General features: G+C 43.7%; 18 protein-coding genes and 5 pseudogenes. 15 read left to right on the forward strand and 8 right to left on the reverse strand.

All coding sequences use genetic code 11. The features are described 5' to 3' along the window. Positions 1-96 precede the first annotated feature (96 nt). Both H70357_RS08235 and H70357_RS08240 read right to left on the reverse strand, forming a co-directional pair. Complete coding sequence (locus tag H70357_RS08235; RefSeq protein ID WP_038587771.1) at positions 97-441, reverse strand: hypothetical protein; 345 nt, start codon at positions 439-441, stop codon at positions 97-99. A gap of 106 nt (positions 442-547) precedes the next feature. Then, positions 548-1,591, reverse strand: a complete 1,044-nt coding sequence (locus H70357_RS08240; RefSeq protein ID WP_038587773.1) for a chymotrypsin family serine protease — start codon at positions 1,589-1,591, stop codon at positions 548-550. A gap of 225 nt (positions 1,592-1,816) precedes the next feature. Between H70357_RS08240 and H70357_RS08245 the strand changes: the two genes are divergently transcribed. Continuing rightward, positions 1,817-2,338 carry a DUF1036 domain-containing protein gene (locus H70357_RS08245; RefSeq protein ID WP_231578393.1) on the forward strand — a complete coding sequence of 174 codons (522 nt, stop codon included), beginning with the start codon at positions 1,817-1,819 and terminating at the stop codon, positions 2,336-2,338. 114 nt (positions 2,339-2,452) lie between these two features. On the opposite strand, the gene H70357_RS08250 is transcribed toward H70357_RS08245, so the two are convergent. Together H70357_RS08250 and H70357_RS37080 are read right to left on the reverse strand one after the other, a co-directional pair. After that, positions 2,453-2,818, reverse strand: coding sequence for a response regulator (locus H70357_RS08250; protein WP_038587775.1), 366 nt, complete (start codon positions 2,816-2,818; stop codon positions 2,453-2,455). A gap of 25 nt (positions 2,819-2,843) precedes the next feature. After that, a pseudogene (locus tag H70357_RS37080) lies at positions 2,844-4,047 on the reverse strand (sugar efflux transporter). A gap of 137 nt (positions 4,048-4,184) precedes the next feature. Between H70357_RS37080 and H70357_RS08260 the strand changes: the two are divergent. The 5 genes and pseudogenes from H70357_RS08260 (at position 4,185) to H70357_RS08285 (ending at position 9,946) form a co-directional block, all read left to right on the forward strand. Continuing rightward, entirely contained in the window at positions 4,185-5,075 is an 891-nt protein-coding gene (locus H70357_RS08260) for a helix-turn-helix transcriptional regulator (RefSeq protein WP_052091909.1), read from the forward strand. Positions 5,076-5,240: 165 nt separating this feature from the next. Continuing rightward, positions 5,241-8,066: a glycoside hydrolase family 3 protein gene (locus H70357_RS08265; RefSeq protein WP_038587777.1), complete on the forward strand. Its 2,826-nt coding sequence runs from the start codon at positions 5,241-5,243 to the stop codon at positions 8,064-8,066. Positions 8,067-8,117: 51 nt separating this feature from the next. Further along, positions 8,118-8,189: pseudogene (gene rpsI, locus H70357_RS35765) on the forward strand (30S ribosomal protein S9); the annotation flags it as partial. A gap of 661 nt (positions 8,190-8,850) precedes the next feature. Then, the gene (locus tag H70357_RS08280) at positions 8,851-9,408 is read left to right on the forward strand and encodes a GNAT family N-acetyltransferase (protein ID WP_038587786.1); all 558 of its coding nucleotides are present in this window, start codon (positions 8,851-8,853) and stop codon (positions 9,406-9,408) included. Positions 9,409-9,475: 67 nt separating this feature from the next. Further along, complete coding sequence (locus H70357_RS08285; RefSeq protein ID WP_038587788.1) at positions 9,476-9,946, forward strand: hypothetical protein; 471 nt, start codon at positions 9,476-9,478, stop codon at positions 9,944-9,946. Positions 9,947-10,014: 68 nt separating this feature from the next. On the opposite strand, the gene H70357_RS08290 is transcribed toward H70357_RS08285, so the two are convergent. Beyond that, positions 10,015-10,485 (reverse strand): hypothetical protein, encoded by a 471-nt coding sequence (locus H70357_RS08290; RefSeq protein WP_038587791.1) that lies wholly within the window; start codon positions 10,483-10,485, stop codon positions 10,015-10,017. A gap of 569 nt (positions 10,486-11,054) precedes the next feature. On the opposite strand from H70357_RS08290, the pseudogene H70357_RS35045 reads away from it, so the two are divergent. The 4 genes and pseudogenes from H70357_RS35045 to H70357_RS08320 all read left to right on the forward strand — a co-directional run bounded on the left by H70357_RS35045 (position 11,055) and on the right by H70357_RS08320 (position 15,046). Then, a pseudogene (locus H70357_RS35045) lies at positions 11,055-11,699 on the forward strand (IS630 family transposase). Positions 11,700-12,374: 675 nt separating this feature from the next. Next, a complete protein-coding gene (locus tag H70357_RS08305) occupies positions 12,375-12,746 on the forward strand; it encodes a VOC family protein (protein ID WP_038587795.1) in 372 nt (123 codons plus the stop codon). A gap of 711 nt (positions 12,747-13,457) precedes the next feature. After that, a complete protein-coding gene (locus H70357_RS08310) occupies positions 13,458-13,784 on the forward strand; it encodes a hypothetical protein (RefSeq protein ID WP_038587798.1) in 327 nt (108 codons plus the stop codon). A 767-nt stretch (positions 13,785-14,551) separates the two neighbouring features. Beyond that, positions 14,552-15,046: a hypothetical protein gene (locus tag H70357_RS08320; protein ID WP_038587801.1), complete on the forward strand. Its 495-nt coding sequence runs from the start codon at positions 14,552-14,554 to the stop codon at positions 15,044-15,046. A gap of 208 nt (positions 15,047-15,254) precedes the next feature. Here H70357_RS08320 and H70357_RS08325 read toward each other — a convergent pair. Beyond that, a pseudogene (locus H70357_RS08325) lies at positions 15,255-15,485 on the reverse strand (transposase); the annotation flags it as partial. Positions 15,486-15,584: 99 nt separating this feature from the next. Between H70357_RS08325 and H70357_RS08330 the strand changes: the two are divergent. Then, a pseudogene (locus tag H70357_RS08330) lies at positions 15,585-16,166 on the forward strand (recombinase family protein). A 26-nt stretch (positions 16,167-16,192) separates the two neighbouring features. Here the strand turns inward: H70357_RS08330 and H70357_RS08335 are convergent. Together H70357_RS08335 and H70357_RS08340 are read right to left on the reverse strand one after the other, a co-directional pair. After that, positions 16,193-16,519: a hypothetical protein gene (locus tag H70357_RS08335; RefSeq protein WP_052091910.1), complete on the reverse strand. Its 327-nt coding sequence runs from the start codon at positions 16,517-16,519 to the stop codon at positions 16,193-16,195. A gap of 721 nt (positions 16,520-17,240) precedes the next feature. Next, on the reverse strand, positions 17,241-18,092 hold the full coding sequence (locus H70357_RS08340; protein ID WP_038587806.1) for a MurR/RpiR family transcriptional regulator: 852 nt from the start codon (positions 18,090-18,092) through the stop codon (positions 17,241-17,243). 603 nt (positions 18,093-18,695) lie between these two features. On the opposite strand from H70357_RS08340, the gene H70357_RS08345 reads away from it, so the two are divergent. From H70357_RS08345 to H70357_RS08360, 4 genes are all read left to right on the forward strand, one after another. Then, positions 18,696-19,496 (forward strand): HAD-IIA family hydrolase, encoded by an 801-nt coding sequence (locus H70357_RS08345; RefSeq protein ID WP_038587809.1) that lies wholly within the window; start codon positions 18,696-18,698, stop codon positions 19,494-19,496. Between the two features lie 146 nt (positions 19,497-19,642). Then, positions 19,643-20,464, forward strand: coding sequence for a metallophosphoesterase family protein (locus H70357_RS08350; protein WP_038587813.1), 822 nt, complete (start codon positions 19,643-19,645; stop codon positions 20,462-20,464). 41 nt (positions 20,465-20,505) lie between these two features. Next, the gene (locus H70357_RS08355; protein WP_038587816.1) at positions 20,506-21,453 is read left to right on the forward strand and encodes a PHP domain-containing protein; all 948 of its coding nucleotides are present in this window, start codon (positions 20,506-20,508) and stop codon (positions 21,451-21,453) included. 181 nt (positions 21,454-21,634) lie between these two features. Then, positions 21,635-22,984 carry an ABC transporter substrate-binding protein gene (locus tag H70357_RS08360; RefSeq protein WP_038587819.1) on the forward strand — a complete coding sequence of 450 codons (1,350 nt, stop codon included), beginning with the start codon at positions 21,635-21,637 and terminating at the stop codon, positions 22,982-22,984. Positions 22,985-23,014 lie beyond the last annotated feature (30 nt).

The following is a 23,014-nucleotide window of genomic DNA, read 5'->3' on the forward strand; positions in this document are numbered from 1 at the left end:
AAAAGAGACACGATACCCTAGGGATATCGTGTCTCTTTTAAATGCAACGGCTCCCCTCAAAGGGGGAGCCGCCGTTTCTTTTTGCACCCTCTGCTATTAGCGGCGTGACTTGGTAATCAGGAACGGAATGACGCTTCTTGCAACGCCTGTCGGGTTTTCAAGGATGATAACCCACTCCGAGTCGCTGTTCGGGAAGCTGTCTGTTGGCCAGGCGGAAGTCAAATTGGAAATTGTCCATCCCGCACTAACGACAGCTCTGCCTCTTCCAGCAGATAAGAAGAGGAAAAGGAAGTCGTTGGCTTCGATGATTACAGCGGGAAACTGAATACGGCGGAAACCATTCCCAAGGTTTTGCGTGGAGCGCGCTCTGTTTGGCCGCAGGGTGACTCTTTTACCTTTACCTTTAGCTTTATTTCTAAGTGATAGTTTTTTTATTGCCATTTGCTGCTCGCCTCTTTCTTCGTAGGATAGATTATCTTACGAGAAGAGAGGGGTGTGAGCTTGTATGAATGTACATGGAAATTAATCCAAATTATTCTAGAGTTTCTTATTTAGATTTTGGCCGGATTACCTTAAGCATGGAAAGCTCTTTCGGAGTGAGGCGGCGGGTATAAGCAGCATTGCCGTTATGGGTATCTACAACCTTTACCTTGCCCGCTCTTTGTCCCGCAGGACGTGCTACACGCACCCGGAGTGCCCGGAGTGCCCAATCGACGGGAAAGGCAACCGAAGTCTTTCCGTCCTCTGTACCGGCGTAATTCACAGCCGCCGCGAAATTATCCGCGCTTCTGAGCCAGACAGAACCGGAGTCTCCAGGAAGCGATACAGGTGTATCACTCAGAATTATCGATTGATTGCGGAAGGTTAGCACGCCTACATCCCTACCATAATCCACCTGTACATCCGTATTCACCGAATCGACTCTTCCCCTGGTCAGACCTGTTGTCCGTCCTACCTTTTTGAAACGCTCCCCTACACGGTAGGAAGTGACATGACCGGGAATGTTGCCTACCGTTGCATATTTCGGACTGAGAATGCTGTTTCTTACAGGGCGGGACAAGGCCGCATCTATGCGGTTAGTACCATTTGTCTTCAAAGTTACAAAACGCGATAAATACCCGACCCGATCCCTTACGGTCCGCCCTTCATCCGCGCCGCCCGGCTGCAGCGTTTCCGCCCGGTTGTTGGAGTTGGTCGGATTGGTAAGCACGTGGTTATTGCTGAGCACATACAGCTGATTGCCGCTGCTGACAATTAAGCCTGCGGTTCCTGAACCGCCGGTCGTACCAATACTGTAGCCTGCTACGACTGGACGAATCCGGTCCTGGTAACTTGCATTGCTGCGTATTTTTTTGGTCTTTACTACCCGGATGGGGACATTTATAGGCTTGCCTTTGACCTGCGAGGAGAATTTTGGACCCAAACCCAGGGCGGTGCTGCTCACGGCATTGGCGTAGAGGATCACGGCTGCGCCTTTTTTGGGATGTTTGGGGTCGTAATACCCTATCCCGACTCCATGAATTTTCCGGTTCTTGAGCACGGTACTTGCTATGTTTTTCTTTATCACAAGAGCTTCAGCAAATGTTGCCACTGTTCATCACCTAACCTCATTAGAATAAGATAGTATATTATCCTGAGGTGTAAAAGGCATGGGCGATTATCCGCTCTTTTATGAAGTCCAGAGGCGATTTATTTATTTTGTCGTACATGCCGCACAATGACTGGAGTGACAATATGCCCTATTTGTCTAACAATAAACTATTGTCCAACCCCTTTATTCACTATTTTCATATGATGCAGGGTAAGGAAAAAAGTGATGAAGGGAATGAAGACAATGGGGCTTAATTTCCGCAACAGTACAAGTGAGACGATATTTGTTGCCTATGCTTACCCGGATTTCAGCTGTTCTCCTGTCAACTACGCCACAATCGGCTGGTACCGGATCGAACCGGGCCAGTCGAGACAAGTGTGGAGCGGGTATGCCGGGGGCAACACATTCTTTTACTATGCAGAGAGTGACAGCTATACCTGGTCAGGGGGATACTATACAGATATCCCTAATGACGCCTTCAATCAGTGCTGGGACAGCGACTGCAACGACTGCAGAGAACTTGGCTTTCGTAGAGTTCCTGTCGGATCCAGCGTCCGCAACTACACAGTTGTGTTAATCTCCAGCAGCAGCCGAAGCAAAAAAGGGTTAATCCATCTTCGGACAGCATTGCCTACAAAGCCTGGAAAACGGCTTGTGCGCAGAGTTCCGCTGAAGGCCAGAAAGCTAGCCTCGGGAAGACCGGTTTTGGCCAAACGCAGAGCCGTGCCTAAAAAACGGAGAAGATAGTGAACGCCAAACACTTCTTTTAATCTTTGAATCAACTGAATAAATGCAAAAAGAGTGCACCTATCATTGGATAGGGCACTCTTTTTTTCTAAAACAAAGGATGTATTGTCCCGGTTATCCGGTGACGGCAAAGGCTCTCATTAACGCGCCTTCCAGCTCGCCTGTAGCAATAGGTTTCAGCAGGGAAACAATGCCCCCTTTGCTGAAAGCTTCGAGGACAAACGGATGGCTGCTGGTGACAATAATTGTACTCTGCGGATATTGGGCATTGGCAAGGCGTTCAGATAAAGGCGCTTCTCCGAGCAGCAGCAGTTTGGCATCGGTCACAATAATATCCGGTTCATGTTCGGTAATCAGCCGAATGGCTTCCTGATCGCAATTAGCCTCAAGAATAACATCCTCTTTAAAATGGAGCTGTTTCAGCATCAGCTTCAGGTGATTGCGTACATGAGGTTTGTCGTCAACAAGCATGATTTTCATAATATTGCCTCCTGTCTGGTTGCATTTAGGATTCATACACCTTTTGTGCGGAGTAGCGCTGGGGAAGCAACATAAGTGCAAGGGAGAATACAACAAGCAGCAAGCAGCCCCAGTAAGCATTCCGGTATCCGACCCACTCGGCAGCGGCCCCTCCGGCCAGACTTCCGCCCAGCCGTCCGATGGTAGTGGCATTGGTATATAACGTTGAAGCATATCCGGGCAGATCAGGGAGCAAATCCTGAATGTAGCTGATTCCGATGGCCGAAATCACGGCAACAAAGAAAGCCAGCAGCACCTGCCCGGCCAAGAGATGCCACAATTGTGTCGAGGCAAGCACCAAAATATAATAAGCAGCTCCCAGTAGTATTCCCCAGAACATCAGCACCCGATTGGAGGTTTTGGCAGACAATACCCCTAATACGAGCATGAATGGAATCTCCAGCAGCGCACAAATACTCGAGACCGTAGCTACATTCTGCGTACTGCCGCCCAAGGTGTTAATGATGAACAATGAGATATTCAGATTGTTAAGCCAGTGCCCGGCATATAACAGGGTCAGCACCAGAAACGGGATAAGCACTCTGGCGTTCTGATACAGCTTCAGCTGCGTTGCGGCTTGAATACCGGCTGGCTTCTTTAATACAGGACGTTTCACGAAGAAGCAGACCAGCAAGGCATTAAGCAGGAAGATCAGTGAGGTGCTCATGAAAATACCCTGGAACCCCAAGTGATTAAAGGAGGATCGAGCCGATCAGCGGGCCGGTAATAAACCCCAGGGAGAACATCGAGCGCAGACTTGAATTGGCAAAGGCATGATCGGCGGACGGACTGGCATTTACCGCTTCCCGTGCACTGGCGAACATTTGCGGCATGGCCGGAGCGCCAATCGCAGTGAAGACCGTCATATACAGCAGCAGCGCATAAAATTCGTGGATGAATAAATAACCGGCAAAAGCCAGTGCGTTGAACAGCATGGCTGTGACCATGAGTGTTTTACGGTTCAGTCCGGAATCGGAGCGTTTGGCAATGATCGAGCTGAGCCAGACCCCGCTGATTAAGGTTACTGCGGTAAAGATTCCGAAGGTTCCTGCGGAAACCCCCAGCTTTGTTGTGAAATAAACGGCCAAAAAGGGAGAGCTGATGGAAATGGCCATCCCCTGCAGCATCATGCAGATCATAAACAGGGAGTAGCTTGGAATCAGGAAAAGCTGGCGGGTTCGCGTCAACATGTACGTAAAGTTTCTCCTTCACTTTCTAGCCTTGCGGCTTTCTCTTTGATTTGGTTATAGTATAGATAATGGCTTGCGATTATTGAATGTTTTATCTGATCGAAAAGCTCTACTATTTAGCTGAGGCGGTGAACGATATGGACCTGAGGCTGCATGCCTGCGCCTATTCTTTTCATACACTTCCGTTTAAATCTTCCTTTACGCCGCCACCGTTTTTCCTGTTCCGGCTGCAGGTGGTGGGCAACTGCAGGGCGCTTGTAGGCGGCAAAATGAGTCTTGTACAGCCAGGCGACTTATTAATCTATCGTCCTGGAGAGCCATATCATTTAGCGGTGGATGCAATTGACGGAAAAATCGAAAGTGGCGACTATTATTTACTGTGTGAAGGTTCTTGGATCGAAGAATGGTGGGAATCCCAGCCCCGGCTGACTCAGCAGAGAGTTCATCTGGATGAAGGTATGCTCTCGTTATGGCAGCAGCTCAGCATCGAGCAGCACCGTATCGCACAAGGTAACCCTGAGCTGATCCGGCATTTATTGTGTGCGCTATGCCTATCTTTTGACCGTTTGTCGGGTGAAGCTGTCTCGGGGCATAACCCGCAGGGACGCTCGAATGAACTGGTTTTGCGGATGAGACGCTATATTAACAAAAATGCGCTGAATCCGCTAAGAGTGGAGGAAGTTGCCAGGTTTGCCGGACTGAGTGTATCCAGAGCCGTACATCTTTTTAAAGAGCTGACGGGTTATACCATTATCCAGTATACACAGGAGATTCGCCTGTCCAACGCCCTGGAGCGGATCCGCTTCACCGACTTAAGTCTGGAGAATATTGCCGGGAGCTGCGGCTTCGGGACGTATTCCTATTTTCACAAGGTATTCAAAGCCAGGTTCGGCCTTTCTCCCAAGGAAATCCGCAGCCGGCCGGCTTCGGCAGAGCTGAACTACCAGGACAGCAGGTTTGTTATCCATCACCCGGATGGTAATCTGTCAGGCATCTCCCCTGATGCCCGGCGTTTTCTCAGTTCATGATTAGAATCTCTAATTATGAACTGATTTTTATTATAATTGTTAAGGTGTTGCTGCTCACGGTAATCTTTTATGATGGTGAAGGAGAGTCCTGTGGAAGCGCCTTAACCGGCTATCCATGAGCTACGATGAAACCGTTATCACAAAGATTGAAGGAGTGAACTACTAATGGAAACAGCTACATACCCATATCAGCAGACGGATTTACCTGTAAATGAACGCGTGCAAGATCTGATCTCCAGATTGACTCTGGATGAAAAGGTAAACCTGATGCCGCAATATCAAGCCGCTGTAGAGCGCTTGGGCGTAGGAGCCTATAAACATGGTACGGAAGGGGCTCACGGGATTTCGTGGCTGGGCAAGGCAACTGCTTTTCCTCAGGTCAGCGGATTGGCCTGCACCTGGAATACGGAACTCTTGAAAAAGATTGGCTCAGCCATCGGTGACGAGGCGAGAGCGTTCTACAAGAAGAATCCGACCGTTAACGGCTTGACACTATGGGCACCTACGGTGGATATGGAACGTGATCCGCGCTGGGGCCGCACGGAAGAGGCATACGGCGAAGATCCGGAATTAACCGGACGCCTCAGTACTTCACTGGTGCAGGGAATCCAAGGCGATCATCCCAAGTATTTGAAAGCGGTAGCAACACTGAAGCATTTTCTCGGCAACAATAATGAGATCAACCGCGGCGTTGACTCGTCGAGCATTGATCCGAGAAATATGCGTGAATATTATCTGGAAGCCTTTAAGCCTGCCTTCAAGGAAGGCGGCGCCAAGTCCATGATGACCGCCTACAACTCGCTTAATGGGGTACCGGTCATCCTGCATCCTGCGGTGATGGATATTGTCAAAGGCGAATGGGAAATGGACGGCTTTATTGTAAGCGATGCCGGGGATTTGTTCGGTATTGTGAAGGATCATAAATATTATGAGTCATTCGCCCAGTCGATGGCTGAATCGATCAAAAACGGGATCGACAGCGTGACAGAAGAAACAGCAGAGACGATCAAGGTTATTCATGAAGCACTGGCTGAAGGGCTGCTTGCCGAGGAAGATCTGGACCGTGCGCTGTTCAACACATTCCGTGTCCGTTTCCTTCTGGGTGAGTTCGATCCTGAAGAAGGCAATCCGTATGCGGCAATCGACGATTCCGTCATTCTCAGCAAGGAGCATGGCGAGTTGTCGCTGGAAGCTGCGAAGCAGTCTATTGTACTCCTGAAGAATGAGAACAGCACGCTTCCGCTGAACCCGAAAGAGTTGTCCAAAGTTGCGGTCATCGGTCCGCTCGGGGACGAAGCTTTCAGAGACTGGTATTCCGGCACCCAGCCTTATGCTGTCACACCTCTGCAGGGAGTGACCAAGAAGCTTGCAGGCAAACAGGTGTCGTTCGAAAGCGGCGATGACCGGATCATCCTGACTTCGGCGGCAACAGGCCAAGCCGTAGGAATCACTGGCGAGGACGGCAGACTGGCAGTGCAACATGAGACTAAGGAGCGCGGAGAATTGTTCCGCCATACGGCCTGGGGCTGGACGAGCAACACTCTTGAAGCTACAAGCCGGGGACAATATGTCACCCTTAGCGACGCCGATACACTGACGGCTTCCGCTGATGAAATCTATGGCTGGTATGTGAAGGAAGCACTGAATATTGTACCGGAAGCCGAAGGTACAGTCAGCCTGCGGACCTGGAATGACAAGCCGATCTCAATCCATGCCGAAGACGGAACCCTCCGTGTAGCCGATCAGGATACTGTTGCGCTGGACAACACATTCCGCAAAAATATCGTGGTAAACGGAGTAGAAGCTGCGGTTGAAGCGGCGAAGGCCGCAGAAGTTGCCGTTGTATTCGTCGGCAATCATCCGCTCCTGAACGGCAAGGAAGAGATCGACAGACCGGATATCGTCCTGCCGGAAGAGCAGGAGAATCTGGTCAAAGCTGTGTATGAAGCCAACCCTAATACGGTAGTGGTTATTGTCGGAAGTTACCCGATCACCTCCACATGGATTGATGAGCATATCCCGGCGGTCCTCTATACTTCCCACAGCGGGCAAGAGCTGGGCAACGCGGTAGCCGATGTTCTATTTGGCGACTACAGCCCGTCCGGCAAGCTGAATATGACTTGGTACCGGTCGGTGGATCAGCTTCCTCCGCTGATGGATTACGACATTATTAAAGGCAAAAGAACGTACATGTACTTTGACGGTGAGCCGCTGTATCCGTTCGGCCATGGCCTGAGCTACGCGCAGGTATCTTATAACAGCCTGTCGCTGGCTGCCAGGGAAGTGGAGCAGGACGGAACGATCAGCCTGTCCGTTCAGCTTGAGAATACCGGTGCCGTGGATGGCGACGAGGTCGTTCAATTATACGTGCAGTCCTTGTCTTCCCGAGTCACACGTCCACTGAAGCAGCTGAAGGGGTTCCAAAAGATCCGGCTTGCCGCAGGACAAACGCAAACGGTGGAATTCACGTTGCCGGTTGCCGAGCTGGCTTTCTGGGATGTAACGCGTGAACAATACTGTGTTGAAAACGGCGAATATGCCGTAATGATCGGTCGCTCTTCAAGTGATATTCAATTGACCGCCCAGATCAAAGTGCATGGCGAAACGATTCCGGCCCGCAATCTCTATGCGACGGTCAAAGCCGAGAACTACGACGACTACGAAGCGGTATATCTGGATGAATGCAAGGCGGGCGGCGCTTCTGTCCATCCGACAGGTGAAGGAGCATGGATCGCCTTCAAAGATGTGGAGTTCGGTCAAGGCACCGCAACGTTCCACGCGCTCGTATCCTCCGTGACCGGCGGCAGCATTGAGATCAGAACAGAAGGCCCGGCAGGACAACTGGCGGCGACCCTTGAGGTTCCGGCGGGCGAAAGCCTGCAACAGTGGCAGACATTGTCTGTTCAAGCTGAAATTGAAGCTGGTGGAAACGATGTGTATCTGGTCTTTAAAGGCGAGACGCTGCTCAACCGCTTCCATTTTTCCGTGTAGCTCCAGCTAACTAACGCGTAATAGGGTATTCTCATATCGAGGATGCAAAGACCCTGTGTTTCTGAACGTAAGAAATACGGCCTCAAAGCAGCACGTCGCGCTCCACAGTTCTCGAAACGTTAATATCCCTTGTATATCAATGAATTTCAGCCCTTGGCCTTCATGGTCAGGGGCTTTAATTTTGTCCTGAGAATGTTTCACCCTGATATCGGTTTGGTGGCTGTCGATCGGGAAACGGCCGGCCATCCGGCAATACTTTCCGATAAAAATAATGATCTGTTTCCTTGAAAAATTCCCATCCGTCATTGTCACAAAAGCGCTTAAGCTCTTTCCACAGTAAGTTTTCTCGTACTATTTAATTTACTTAGTACGTAAGTGGCACCATTGCGGACTTGTTCTTAATTCGTTTGCCGCAATAACGCACCCACCCGTTTCACAGTACTTAGCTTTTACCACTCCTATGATTTTCTTGGCTACACGGTAAGTTAAGGCTTCGCCTTCTCTAAGGTTTTCACAACCATAGCACTTCGGCATCGCCATTAGCTCACTCCTTCGCTGTATCTTCGGACTGCGCAATACTTAATCATTTTGTGTTAAACTGAATTTGGTTTTTATGTTAATTTTGTTTGGTAGGAATGAATAAGTTGAAAAGATCTCTCTAAAAACACTTAATCACTATGTCTTCGGCTTTTGGAATTATCATCGTACAAACTGGCCTTTTTTAAACTCGAGATGCTATATAATCATATGAGAGTTATATATACAAATAAAGGGGTATCCAATAATGAGTAATATTAATCCATTTGATAAGTGTCCAGTTTATGAAACCATTAACTTAATATTCACAAAAGTTAAAGAGGAAGACGCAATAGACTTATTTGAGTGCTATTCTGACCCGATTACAAAAAGCCGTATGAATAATGATAATTGTGGCGGTGTATGGGATACACACAACATTGATGCTGTAACAAAAGGTATTAAGGGATGGGTGCAAGAATATAACGATAGATTTTATATAAGATGGAGTATTAATCATAAGCAGATAAATAAGATAGTAGGCACTATCGAAATAGCACCTGTTCCTAATACAACAAGATTTTGGGATGGTGCTTGTCAGACTGGTATATTAAGAATAGACATCATTTCATCCCTTGAAAATAAAATAGTTTTATCTGAAATTTTAAGAATGGTTTCCGATAATTTTTATGTAGACTTAGATATTAAAAATATCATCATTAAAGCAACCAAAGACGATGGAGAAAGAGTTTTAGCCTTGGAGAATAATAGTTTTGATAAATTAGAGAACAGCACCTTTCCTTATAGCGATTATTACATAAAATGAATATATTGGTTTATAGTTGGCGACTAAATCTATCTAATGGGAGGAATTTTGTAATGAAACTTAAAAAATGGCATTGTCTCTGCTAGCATCTGCTTATTTACTAACCTTTATTGTTCCAAGCACTTATGCTGCTGAACCGGTAGTAGAAACTAGCACGTATGCAGTTAGTTCGGTAGTTGTTACCACAAATTATACAGAAGAAAATATGGACCCAATCGTGACACCATTCTCTTTATTGACAAACTATTCCTTTGGACCTCTTTCAGTTAATGACTTTACAACTACAGCATGGTTCAATCATTACTCTTACGGAAATGTGACGGTACAGCTTGCTCAGTACCCTACTTATGGTAGCGGGACTGCATCTGTTGAGTATACTTTGAGAGCTGCTGAAAAAGATAGCATACAACTTGCTGGTAACTATTCAAGTGCTACTAAAACAATAACTTTTGACAATGTTCAAGCGGGTACTTATGCTTTGGAAATAAAAAATATTGGAGTTACAAATGCTAGTGGATATGGATCAATCAATGATTAAGTAAAACAAGAAGGCCAAGAAGGAGCCATTGTCGAAAACAATGGCTCCTTCTTTATGAAGTGAAATTACTATTTTGATGAACTTGATGGAACATCAGTATCAGTCGGGTTTTCATCATTTAAGGTTTTACCTAAGAGCAACGAATTGGGATAATTTTTAGAAAATTCTGCTTCATCTACTTTTAAAAAAAACTCGCCTTCAAAAATTAGTTGATTCGTATTAGGCCCGATTTCATCTATATTTCTTGCTATCTCCGATTCCTTAAAGATACTTTGTTCATCTGCTCGCACGAACATGCCATGAGGTGTATAGAATTGACTATAATACCCTTTTGCGATTTTTGATTCTACGGATTCTACGTTTTTTACTGATTCTACGGATTTCACGTTATTTGTTGAAAAATTAGTGTTAACAGGATTTTTAACTGTCTTATTTACGGTTTCCATTTCTGGATAGGTGTCTGCTTTTGAATTCGATATTAATACCACTCCTGAAATAATAGTCACTGCAAAGGCTATTAAGCCTATTTTTTTAAACATATTATCCCCACCCTTTCTATACCAACAATTATTTCCTACTTTAAAACATTATATTCACTAAAATGTTGAACGAATCGATAAGGTCCGTAAAGGAAAATATCCCACTATAAAATGTGTGATTTTCCTAATTTTATTATAATACCTTTTAAAGTGCATGAGAACATCAGTTTACGATAATATTAATTTCCTTACGCATTAAATCTCCAATTCTCCTCTATGTATTATTATGTTCCAATAAGCCTTTTAATATGTAGTCTACATGGACACAGATGAATTCACTTACGAAGAGTAGCCGAAGTATGGTGAACAGTAATGATGGTTTTATTCCCAAAAAACTTGGTTATTAAATTCCAAAATCTAAATGTATAGTTTAGTATTTAGCATTGTATTAAAGTTACTGCAAACAAATCAAGAAATTTCACCCTATATAACTTGAACAAGGAAACCATTGCCAAGCAAAGACCGGTGGATGTTGGATTCGAAGCGAAATACACTTGGACGTTAAGAATCATTCGTGCATGGATCCTTCGTGAGTTCGGCGAGAAATAGCCCTAAAAGGAATCTCTAAAATGCTGAATCGGCTTGGTTTTAGCTACACAAAAGCCACCTATACGCTGGTACGAGCCAACAAAGAGGAACAAAAACAATTCCGCGAGGTCACTTTACCTGAGCTGAAGGAGAAACTGAACCAGGGAGAAATTGACCATCTTTTATTTGAAGATGAATCCATGATAAGGGCCTATTTGGCTTTGCAGAACAACTGGTTTCCGAAAGGACAACAACGCAAAATCCCGACTCATGGCGAGCATAAAGGAGCCAAACTGTTTGCTGCCATCGACTACGAGACGGGTCATGTGACCCACCGAGAAGAAGAAAAGTTTGATGCAGCGGCCTTTGGACGATTTTTAATAGATATTTTACAGATCTATCCCTAAGGAAAACTCGTCATGGTGTTAGACAACGCCCACACTCATCATGCAGATGCAATTCAGCCGTTTCTGCGAGAGAATCCGAGACTTCAGCTTGTTTTTCTACCCAAGTATAGCCCTGAACTTAATCCTGTTGAAGGATTGTGGAAATGGCTAAAACACGATGTAGTAAACAATGTCTTTTTTCATAAGTATTACGTCATCCGTACTCATGTCGCAGCTTTCATGAAACGGGTCAATGAGAGCCCTCTTGAATTGATTGATCGGCTACTGGTTCGGGCGTAAAGATTTTCAGTTCAATCTATATAGTTCTTTATTAAGTTTATTATCTTCGAATAAAGGCTGTTTCTCTAAATAAGAGACACAAAATTCAAGTTGATTTGTCGTTAAAGATGGAATATATCCATAATATCTATTGAGCCATCTGCTTGACGATTCACGTAATATCTTCGCTGCTTTTTTATATCCATATTGAGACCCCTCATTGAGCCCCCCTTTTTAATGAGCAGTTTGCGTCTACTACTTTTTACTTCTCAGCCTGTAAGTCAGACCGAGTAAACATCCTATAAAATAGCCGGGATAGCACAAGCTGCCTGTCAGCATCAAATCCTACTGACTGGTAGTGAACATATCCGTCTACATCTTCGTATAAAGCAAACACTGTCTCACCTTCAGAATCATCGTAAAATCGCTCTATTCGCCGTTTGAGGTGGATGGTTGCCAAGCTCTGGTCGCCCCTTATAAGGGCCTTGCCCTTATGGTATGTATCTTCGTACTGTGCAACATCTTTCGGAACCATTTCTGTAAAAATAAAGTATAGGACTGGTGCTCGCTCATTAATCTAACAGATAGTATAGTTGAGTCATGCAAAAGGAATATTCATCTGTTTCGCGAATTCTTCAATATCAAGTGGTTATTTGTGAGTCTGATCCTAAAATTTTTCTAAAGGAGATAAGAATTATGCTGTTTTCAGATGTATGTCTAATTACAGAGGATGTCACAACATTAACTAGGTTCTATGAAGTCGTTTTACATGAAAAAGCCGTAGGAGATCATATCCATTCGGTAATTCATACGAAAGGTCCTGGATTGGCGATCTATTCGAAACAAGCTGCAGAATCAGATATGAAATTTGATTTTTCAAGATATTGGGGATCAGGCAATATTACACTAAGTTTTAATGTTGATGATATTGACAATGAATATGAACGATTGAAGGCATTTGATGTTGAATTTGTAACTGTGCCTACAACCTATCCTTGGGGAGCAAGGTCAGTACATTTTCGAGACCCTGACGGTAACATCATATGTTTTAGAAGTAAATCAAAATGAAGAGAAGTCCACATGTGGTTTTTATACTGGAGCCCTCAAAACCAGCTCTTTTGGAATTCGCTAGTGTGCAGTTTGCGTCTACAATTCTTCACACACAGTTTTATCGAAACATCTGTTTATATCCTTGGAATCGAATTTCCCCCTGCTAAGAACCAAAGTGTCCATGGGTAGCGGTGAAATTCATACGGGATTATGGCGAGAAATTCTAAAAAAACAATTAGAAGTAACACAAGTATATTTTAATAAAAGCGCGAGAAATCTTTCTCGGGCTTTTTTTAGTTTTTCAACGAAGTCGCTGCAGAACGATGCGACGGCCGGGTATCGCTGCTGGCCGGCATCCAGAAGTGCGCCAATAGTGGGCGGCTGCAAGTCAGGATGCGCTCCCCGGAACACTTGACCAAGTAAGTTGGCCCAGGTGGACGCCCTGTAGCCTGGCTTCCTTCAGCGCATGGCTGTAGCAGGCTGCAGATCGATGCGCAAGCCTGGTGCCATAGTTAGCTGGCTTGGTGATGTTTTGAGACTGATACTTTAAAAGCATACGGATTCCCAATCCAAGGTGGAATTTTATAACGAGCTGAAGGTAACGACCAAATTCAATAAAGTGGCCAAACGATGATTATCCGTACGGTGGTTGTCTACATAGACACCATGGGGTGGATGATTGATGACGTGGAAGTTGTCGGGCAATTGTAGCCCAAAGGAGGGAGCGGTTTGAACTACGTCTACTGTTTTGTAGAAGACGGTCACGTTGTTTCTCCGCAAGACTGGGTGCTTGAGGATATTCGTGAGCAGTTTATTACCAGTGGTGATTTTGATCCAAAAGCCTTTTCTGCTGCTCTAGAGGCCGCAGGAATCGAGACACCCAGCTTAGTACGAGCCGCAGTCTGTTCATTCTGCCGGCAAGCTATGGGTCGAGCTATACGCTGCCTTAAACAGTCCACCAGCAAAAGTAAAAAGAAACTGGCTAAGACTGCTGAAGAAAGCGAAATGAGCGTGAGGTCCTGCACATTTGCCGCAGGCGCTTTTATTCCATTTTGAATGGTTACTCGACACTATATTTTACCAAAGGATGGTTTCCTTTTGTTTAATCTGAATAAAAATAGGGGCGTCCCTCAGGTCATCGTCTATGACAACTTTTGGGAAAGTTCCTTCACATGTCGGAAGATTGCTTCTAATGGTAAAAATCTTAAAATCTAAAATTGTTACGTTATTTGCTATATATTAGAAAAATTTTTCTGTATATTGAAAGAGTACAGGATTATATTACTATTTTTTCAAAAAGGAAATGGTATATGAACGGGTTTTGGAAATAAATCTTATTTAGGGTTTGTTGTTCCTTAATTTTTTTAACAGTCGATCTAAAATGAAACCAACAAGATACCAGAAAGCTAATGTGCTGAGATAAATTCCCGTTATTGGAATGTCTGCTTTTCGTACAAAATGAGATGATTCGTATATCCAGACCAACGGACTAGTTATGGCCAACAGTATGTTATAGTCGTCATTTCCTGAAACATTTACAACAATAGCAACAAATGAAATTAAAACTAACCAAAATCGAAATGATTTCATTAAAGAACGAATTAGTTTCATTAACCACACCTCCAATTTTTACATTTGAATAACATCCAATCGTCTGACTAGCTATACTCAATTAAATATACACCTACTTCTTGAATTATATGAGTTATCTCGAATAAAAGCGAAAGAAGGTCAAGTGATGAAACTTAACAAGCCAGTTGTAACAATTGGTACTTCTTATCCTTTTAATATCAACCATCGTTCCTGCTGAAGTTTCAGATGTAGTGACAGAAAAAGAGTACGATCCAAAATTAAGAGCATTGACTATAGATATACTAGCTAATGGCAATGGAATAGATAAAGGCGGTTTTGATAAAATTAAAACTGTGATAGAAGATAAAAGTGAAGATGAAAATCTTCGGAGATACGCTTTATTACAATTAGAACCACAACAAGACGCTAAATTGAGTGCTGAAATTGCTGCCGAGAAGTCAATTAACTTGAAAGCAATTTATGATGACTCTAGTGAACCTGTTGAAGTAAGAGCTGCTTCAATTACAGCTATGCGTAGATTAAGCGATCCTAATTTTAAAGAAGTGTTAGCTTCTTTAAGCAAAAGTGAAAACATGAATGATCCGTTACTGCGTAATTTTGTTACGAGCGCTGCCAAAGTTGGAGAACTAGATAATTATACAGAAGTAGTAAATAAAATTCTTCAGGAACTCCAACCGATTTTGATATATCAAGTAAAGCAAATGTACAGTTCCATGCTAACTTAGGATATGACCAACCTTGGATAGAGGTTAGTCCAAGAGTACAGCGCGGAGCTGCCCCTGTAATCAATCCTACTAAATGGACGCAATTGCGGCCTAGAACCTCATAAATCAGGTATAGAAAGGGCTGTCCCAAAAGTAGATTCTCTATGAAGGGAGACAGTTCACTTCATTCTTAAAACCACAAAAAGTAAGCAAAGCAGCGATTCTCCCGTTATTGGAGGATCGCTGCTTTGCGTTTTTGGTCATTAGTGGCTTGCTTTAGCAGATTGTGGGCAAGCGAAAGCCAACCGACCTCTAGTGTCACTTTTTCCATGCCGCGAAGCAGAAAGCGCCGAAAGCCCCGATTGTTCTTCAATTGTCCAAATACACTTTCCGGTTCCGTCATTCGGCGTACGGCCAGGGCGTAACCTTCTTCACTTCGTAGAATCTCCCGAGCCTGACTGGGCATTAGTTCGTTTCAAAAAGCCATAAAATTAATTATGGAACGTCTCAATGATTCAAGGGATCATCTGAGACGTTTTTTCTATTAGGAGGGGCTCCATTGAAGATTGCTTACGGAAGAGTTTCAACGAAGGAGCAAAATGTAGAGCGGCAGCTTCTGAAATTCCGGGAGTTAGGGATCGAGGAGCGATTTGTTTTTGTCGATAAGCAGAGTGGCAAAGATTTTGACCGTCCACGCTATCAGGCGATGCGGCTTATGCTCCGGGAAGGAGATCTGGTTTATTTGATGCGCTGGATCGGCTAGGCCGGGACTATGACGGTATCATTACCGAGTGGAAGCATATCACACGCGAGATTTGTGCGGACATTGTGTGTCTGGATAATGAAACGCTATTCGATTCCCAGAAGTTTAAGACGATGGGAGACTTCGGAAAGGTCATGGAGAATCAATTTTTAAACCTCTTGGCATATATGGCTGAGCAAAGAACGGAAGAATCGTTCGAGGCAGGCTGAAGGTATTGAAGTAGCCCGGACGGAAGGGGTTACTTTTGGCCGACCCAAACGTGAAATTGATAACACATTCATTGAAGTATATGAGGCATGGAAATCTGGTGAGTTTACTGCAACGGAAGCCATGAGAAGGGGTGGCATGAAGAAGCTACTCAATGAAAGTATAATATAGCCTCCTTTGCGAAAAAATGTTAAAAATCAACTTACCCAAACCATGTATAAGGTTTGTCCATCTCTATACTCTTTATCAGCATATATATTGTGAAAGCGTTGGTTTAGTGTGTTTTCTCTTACTAGGTTATAAAGTAATGCATATGCTAATTTAGGGTCGCCAGTAGTATAGCCTTCAAATTCAGTCCCTATTTTATTAAAAGCATCGCCATTATAAACCCATTCTTCTGCTTCTCGTAAAGTATCAAAATTTATCATTTCTCTGAACCAGCGTATATCTTTTTTGTGTGTTCTTTGATTTTCATCTTTGATGAAGTGAGAAGAGTATTCATCTGTGTTTTGTCCCTCGCCCACGGCAATACCTCCCTTACTCAATGAAAAAGGTCTAAAATTTATTTTTGTTTTTATCTTATGGAACCAAGCATGAAACTGACACTATCCCTCCCGCGCGTGAGCTATCAATCTTAAAATTAACACCTACAATATCACCTGATTCTAGGTATGAATTTCCCCAAAAATTGGTACGGTAAGTCGATATACTCCCGTGAAATAAATAGTTAGAGGGCTCATTGAGGGGCGTGAATATTTGCTTCATTAAAAAAATGTGTGAGCCCAGACGCTGTAGTAACAGTACCATTCGTTGCTGAGACTGTGACTTGGGGTCCAAAAGCAGCAATTCCTGCTGGTGTAACTGTCAATCCCCAAGCTAAAACCCTATCAAAGGAATACTGTGATATAAAATTTGTGAGTCCAAGGTTACCCCCCTCGTTCTGCTAATAGGGCAGGATAGTTACAGAAACATTACCGACTCAGTGCTTAGGACCACATGGTAGGAATATCCTTATTGTTAGGAAACTATCATAATTAGATTAAATTAGACTCAAAAGGTGGTGGTTCGGTGATATGCCATAAGTTAATAGTTATTGAACAAATGACGCGAACTAAGCATGCATGACCGCCAAAAAAAAGAAGATATAGCTACCGCTACAACTTAATCCCTTCCAGCTTCATATCATTTGTTCGCAAAATAGGCAGGGTGGGTATTAGCCGTTGATATGTAGCTTTCCAGATAAAACTAATAACGCAACTGATTTAGAATATAAGTCATACTGTCAAGTAGCGGCTCTGTCTGTTTGTACCTTCTAATGATAAGGCAAGTACACAAGCTATCAATTAATCCCAGATGTGCAATTCTAGAGGACACAGCTTCTTTTAGAAAGTCTGCTTCAATAGATGAGATGACCAATCTTCTATCTGAGAGATCCAGAAGGGGAGATTTATAAAAACTTGTAATGCCAATAATTTTTGCGCCTTTTCCTTTTGCAATTTGTAATGCTTCAATTGTATCTTTTGTGCGGCCGGTATGTGAAATACCAAGTACCACGCATTCATCATCTAGCATGCTTGCAGATATGCGACTGATATGAGGATCGGTGGCTGCATAAGCCGGAAGACCGATACGCATAAAGCGATAATAAGTGTCTTGGGCGAGTGTGGCGGATGTTCCAATGCCGTAAATTTCTATTCGCTTAGCCTCTAATAAAAGTTGAACCGTTCGATGGAATTCCTCTTTATCCAATGTATTTATTGTATTCTGTAAGGTTTGAATGCTTGAACTGAATACCTTCAAAGCAATCGAGTAATCGTCATCATGAAGACTGATCTCTTCTGGTATGAGGTATGATGATTTGGAAATGTTCTTAGCTAAATTAATTTTTAGGTCAGTAAATCCGTTCAAACCAATTAATCGGCAGAATCGGACAATACTTGAATCTGCGACTGACAGAAGAATAGCCAATTGAGCAATTGTCATATTAATGACATCAGCGGGGTGACTCAGAATGTATTCCGCAATTTTTTTTTCTCCTTGATGCATAGAGGGTAAAAAATTTTTAATAATGACTAGGTAATCCTTCTCAATGTCCATGAACGCTCTCCATACTTTTAATTAATCAACATCTATGATTTTATATTATCTCACTCCAATCAATTCAAGTAAACCCCGTTCAAATTTACAATATTTAAACATCACAATAATCCTCAGTTAACATTTAACGGTTACGATAACAATGCATGATCGTCAAGGAATAATATTCTTCAATAACTGAATTTATAAAGAATATTTTTCCTTTATGAAGGCGAACAGTCAGGAGGTATGATCCATGAATCGAATCCACATTTATTAAAATACGATACTTATTTTATTTTGCAAAGTTTGTATGCGGGATTGGAGAAGGAGATTACGATACAGCTTTTGCAAGATTAAACTTCAGATCGGTAATCCATTCAAACCTATTAGTTTGAAGAAGCGAACGATGGAAGGCAGTAAGTTTCGGATCATGACCTTTAGCGGAGGACATCGATTCATCTCTCCATTACCTGGACGTATATTTACATCACATTTTCCTGAGATGTATTTGTAGTTTACAAATGAAAGATAGAATTAAAAAAGCTTAAAAGAAGTGAAATTCACTGGAAATAATTATTGAAAGAATTATACTCCATAGGCCAAAATCGGGAGAAAATAGGGATGACATGTGAGCTTGGGCATTATGAAACTTATATTTTTGACCTGGATGGATGTTTGTACGCGGGAAATGAACCATACCCAGGGTCAATCGCACTTATCTCATACCTTGCGGACAAGAACAAAAAGATCATTTTTCTGAGCAATAATTCTACCGAGACATCGGAGGAGGTACTTGCCAAAATGTCGGGCATGGGATTTCCTGTTTTGGGAATGCAGGCTATGGTAGCTACCGATTTAACCGGAAAATATTTGTTAGAGAAGTACGGCAAGGTAACTGTATCTGTGTGCGGATCGGAATCCTTGGAGGCAAGCCTAAGGGGATTTGGACATCGAGTCGTCCGCCTGGACGATCACAGCAAATCCGAATTTATAGTATTAGGCCGGGATGTCCAATTTAATTATGAGAAATTGAGTAGAAGCGTCAACCAAGTGCAGAGGGGTGCAAAACTGGTTATTACCAATTCCGATGTGTACCACCCAGGTGCATTCGGGGAACGAGTGCCAGAGACGGGGGCACTGCTGGCGTCGGTGCTTTCCATGTTGGACCGGCCAAGTGTTATTTCCATTGGAAAACCCGAGTCATATCCGTTTCAAAAAGCGCTTGAGCTTTACGGAACGAGCCGGGACGCGTGCCTAATGGTTGGCGACAATATTTACACCGACATTAAGGGGGGCAAGAATGCGGGAATTGACACGCTTTGGATTTCTTACCATAGAAGTCGTCCACGAGCAAGCCCAGTTCCCACTTATAAGGTTCCCACAATTGACGGTTTCTACAGAAAGTTGCGCAGTCAGATCTGATACTACCAGAATAATTCCCCTGGGAGTAATCATGCTAAGAGGCGATAGGGTCTTAGGAACGTTTTTACGAAAAGATTGTGTGCCTGAATTCGCGGCATTTTTACCTTTAAAAATGACGATATCAAAGCCAGCACAGGGGGAAAGCCATGTTGAAGATCGTAGTGATGGGGGACCTGCATTATTCGCAATCGTTCGCTGATCCTTCGTTGAAGGAGTATCAGGAAGATTTCCTCAAACGTTATCTCGATAATGTATTTCAGGTCCCGGCCGATATGCATGTTTCAGTCGGTGACTTAACGCACTCTGGCTCTCCTGCGGAATTCGGCCGGATCTACCAAATTGCGAGTGAGAGACATATTCACTTCTACCAAGCGATAGGAAATCATGATGCTCTGACGATCCCTAAGGAGATGATACCTTCGGTAATGCGGCGTCCCCTGTATTTTCATGTGTCGACGGAGGATGCCATTGTGGCGTTTATCGATACAGTGCGGGAACGGTGTCCTGATGACTCTTCGGGAGCGATCTCGGACGAACAACTCGACTGGCTGCAGGAATTGATATTGAGCAGCGAGAGCAAGCCGGTTATATTGTTTGCCCATCACCCGTTGTTTGGAACCACCACTTTTTCCGAGATGGAGCATCTGTCCATCAGGAATGACCGGCTAACACGCATTCTCGCGAGTAAGCAGGGAATCGGGTTGTATTGCAACGGTCACAATCATATTCACTCTACACACCACAGCAGCCCATGGGTGTATATTCAGACCGCCGCTTGCCTAATAAAACCATCTTATCGGATCATTACAGTACATGACAGCGATGTCTTTATCGAAACCCGTTTCTTGAACGACGACATGCTTACGCAATACGGACAAATGCTGGGCGAGGAACTACTTTATATCCCTGACCAAATCCAGCCGCCGGTCCGGCCCATCGACTTGGAACTTCGTTTATGGGGCATTTAATTCATGGATGACCAAACTGATTGAGAGAGGAAGTGGAAATATTGGAAATAAAACAACATAAATTTATATCGTCCTACTTAGGGTCAGACATCAGCTTCAAATGGCTTCGCGGCAATCATCATGGACACTCGACGAGGTCAGATGGCACCGATGAACCTTTAACAATTGTGCGTGCTTATGAGGAAGCTGGATACGATTACTTTGCCCTTTCCGAACATGATCTTTTACTCAGACGAGAAGAACTACAGCCCTATACTAAGATGTGTGTGATCCCGGCCGTAGAGGTCGCGGCTAAAGACTTACAAACTCTTCAATATCTTGGAGCTGACAGAGTACTCCCTGCGTATTCACTAACTCCCAGCGAAATTATGGATAGTGTGCATCAGGCCGGAGGACTTTGCATTTTCAATCATCCCAACTTCAAGCCCTTTCATGAATATGCTACAGATCAAATGCTCGATTCGATGGAAGGCATTAAAGGTATAGAAATCTATACTGGAGTTATCGAAAGACTTTTCGGACAGGCTTTAGCGACTGATCGCTGGGACTATCTGTTGAGTAAGGGATGGAAGGTTTATGGACATGCAACGGATGACCAGCATGAGCGGGTAGATCAATTTATAGCTTGGAACTGTGTGCAGTGGCCAGATTCGCAAGCCATTGATCCAGAAGGAATTGTCGCCGCACTTTCAGAGGGACGCTTTTATGCATCAACGGGAGTATCCATTTCAAAAATTGAATCAAAAGATAACAATCAGTGTATTTCAATAGAATCCGATGCTGATGAAGTTCATTGGATTAGTCGAAATGGGGTTGTATTGAAAAAAGTAAATGGAGGTTCTTCCACTTTGACCATGAAGGAATTGCGTGAGAATCCCAGATTACACAATAAAGAACTGAGTGAAGCATTCTATGTACGTATCGAGTGCTTGGGGCATGGTAACAAGAGTGCGTGGTCCCAGCCATTTTGGATTGTCCCCGAAGAGTGAGGGCATTCTTTTAGAGTATGGATTCGTTAGCTTAAAAGATAATTATTGTTTAACAGACGGATACGATAGGTTGAAGGTCCTTCATCTCATCTTAGTTTCCGGAATGTGGAATTATGCATAAACGCAGCACCTTGTAATTGGAAATGGAATTATACAAAATTGCATCGAGAGGGGTATTTCGATGAATAAAAGGATGATTGGTTTACTAGCTATTAGCACGGCATTACTAGTTACAACCGCTTGCAGCAGCGGCGGCAGTGGAGGTTCAGGCAAGAAGATTGAAATCAGCTTTACTGATGTTGCTCCATCGCCTGAGAGAGAGAAATTCTTTAATGAAATCATTGCTGATTTCGAAAAAGAAAATACGAATATCAAAGTGAAATTGGAAACAGTGCCTTGGGATCAAGCGTTTGCAAAGCTGACAACACAAGGTCAAAGCAAAACATTGCCCGATGTAGTCAACGTTTACCCAGCTTGGTTAACTACTTTTGTTCCAGCAGGATATCTGGAGCCGATTTCGACCCAATATGATGAATGGGATAATAAGGATAATCTTACAGCGTTCGCAAAAAACGTTACAATCGAGCAACAGCAGCGTGAACCATTCAAAGATGTTTATCTCATTCCGGATGCTTTTATGGGCGGAGCATTGTTCATAAGAACAGACTGGATGAAAGAGGCTAATCTGGAAATGCCTAAAACATGGGATGAATTGTTTAATGTTGCCGAGAAATTGACAGATCCAGCCAAAAATCGTTATGGTTTTTCATATCGTGGAGCTCGTGCAGGGTTTGACCAAATCTTAGCTTACATTTTCTCTGTTACAAAAGGCGAAAGCTATGAAGCAGACGGCACATCGGTTCTTTTAAGACCCGAAGCATTGACTGCATTCAAGAGATACACCGATATCTATAAAAAAGGCTGGGCTCCAAAGGACTCCATAAACTGGGGATACCAAGAAATGGTGCAGGGTTTCACATCTGGCGTAACCGGAATACTAGCTCAAACTACTGAAGTAGTAGCTACGGCAAAAGATTCCATGAAGGATGGTACTTGGACAGTTATTCCTAATCCTCATGCAGTAGACGGCAACACATATGCCGGAGCAGGAGCTTCATGGGGCTACAGTATTTCCAAAAACTCTAAGAATAAAGAAGCAGCTTGGAAATTTATTGAGTTCATATCCAAACCGGAAAACAATAATAAATATAGTAAAGTAATGACCATGATCCCAATCATGCAAGATTCTCTTAAAGATCCTGAACTAGGCCAAGGTCCAATGAAAGGCTTTATCGATATGTTGAATGATCCGAAGCTGATACCTCCTGCTGATTATGGCAAATTCCCTGAGCTTGGTGAATTCAGAGAAAGCTTTATGGATGCAGAAGTACAAAAATATTTATTGGGTACACAATCAGCAGAAGATACGTTGAAGCATTTGGGAGACTTCTTAACGAAGGCACAACAGAAATTTATGAAAGACCACCCTGACATTCCAGTTCCACATGCAGCAAATTATAAAGGCGAGTAAGGATACGATGCATATGATTCCTACACTATC

Origin of the sequence: Paenibacillus sp. FSL H7-0357 (genome assembly GCF_000758525.1) — a bacterium.
Taxonomy (GTDB): domain Bacteria; phylum Bacillota; class Bacilli; order Paenibacillales; family Paenibacillaceae; genus Paenibacillus_AQ.

Excerpts from the sequence above, each read along its gene's own strand:
- H70357_RS08250 (WP_038587775.1), bottom strand. The coding sequence starts at position 2,818 with ATGAAAATCATGCTTGTTGACGACAAACCTCATGTACGCAATCACCTG.
- H70357_RS08305 (WP_038587795.1), top strand. The coding sequence starts at position 12,375 with ATGCTGTTTTCAGATGTATGTCTAATTACAGAGGATGTCACAACATTA.
- H70357_RS08290 (WP_038587791.1), bottom strand. The coding sequence starts at position 10,485 with ATGTTTAAAAAAATAGGCTTAATAGCCTTTGCAGTGACTATTATTTCA.
- H70357_RS08285 (WP_038587788.1), top strand. The coding sequence starts at position 9,476 with ATGGCATTGTCTCTGCTAGCATCTGCTTATTTACTAACCTTTATTGTT.
- H70357_RS08280 (WP_038587786.1), top strand. The coding sequence starts at position 8,851 with ATGAGTAATATTAATCCATTTGATAAGTGTCCAGTTTATGAAACCATT.
- H70357_RS08360 (WP_038587819.1), top strand. The coding sequence starts at position 21,635 with ATGAATAAAAGGATGATTGGTTTACTAGCTATTAGCACGGCATTACTA.
- H70357_RS08265 (WP_038587777.1), top strand. The coding sequence starts at position 5,241 with ATGGAAACAGCTACATACCCATATCAGCAGACGGATTTACCTGTAAAT.
- H70357_RS08245 (WP_231578393.1), top strand. The coding sequence starts at position 1,817 with ATGAAGGGAATGAAGACAATGGGGCTTAATTTCCGCAACAGTACAAGT.
- H70357_RS08260 (WP_052091909.1), top strand. The coding sequence starts at position 4,185 with ATGGACCTGAGGCTGCATGCCTGCGCCTATTCTTTTCATACACTTCCG.
- H70357_RS08350 (WP_038587813.1), top strand. The coding sequence starts at position 19,643 with ATGTTGAAGATCGTAGTGATGGGGGACCTGCATTATTCGCAATCGTTC.
- H70357_RS08345 (WP_038587809.1), top strand. The coding sequence starts at position 18,696 with ATGACATGTGAGCTTGGGCATTATGAAACTTATATTTTTGACCTGGAT.
- H70357_RS08340 (WP_038587806.1), bottom strand. The coding sequence starts at position 18,092 with ATGGACATTGAGAAGGATTACCTAGTCATTATTAAAAATTTTTTACCC.
- H70357_RS08235 (WP_038587771.1), bottom strand. The coding sequence starts at position 441 with ATGGCAATAAAAAAACTATCACTTAGAAATAAAGCTAAAGGTAAAGGT.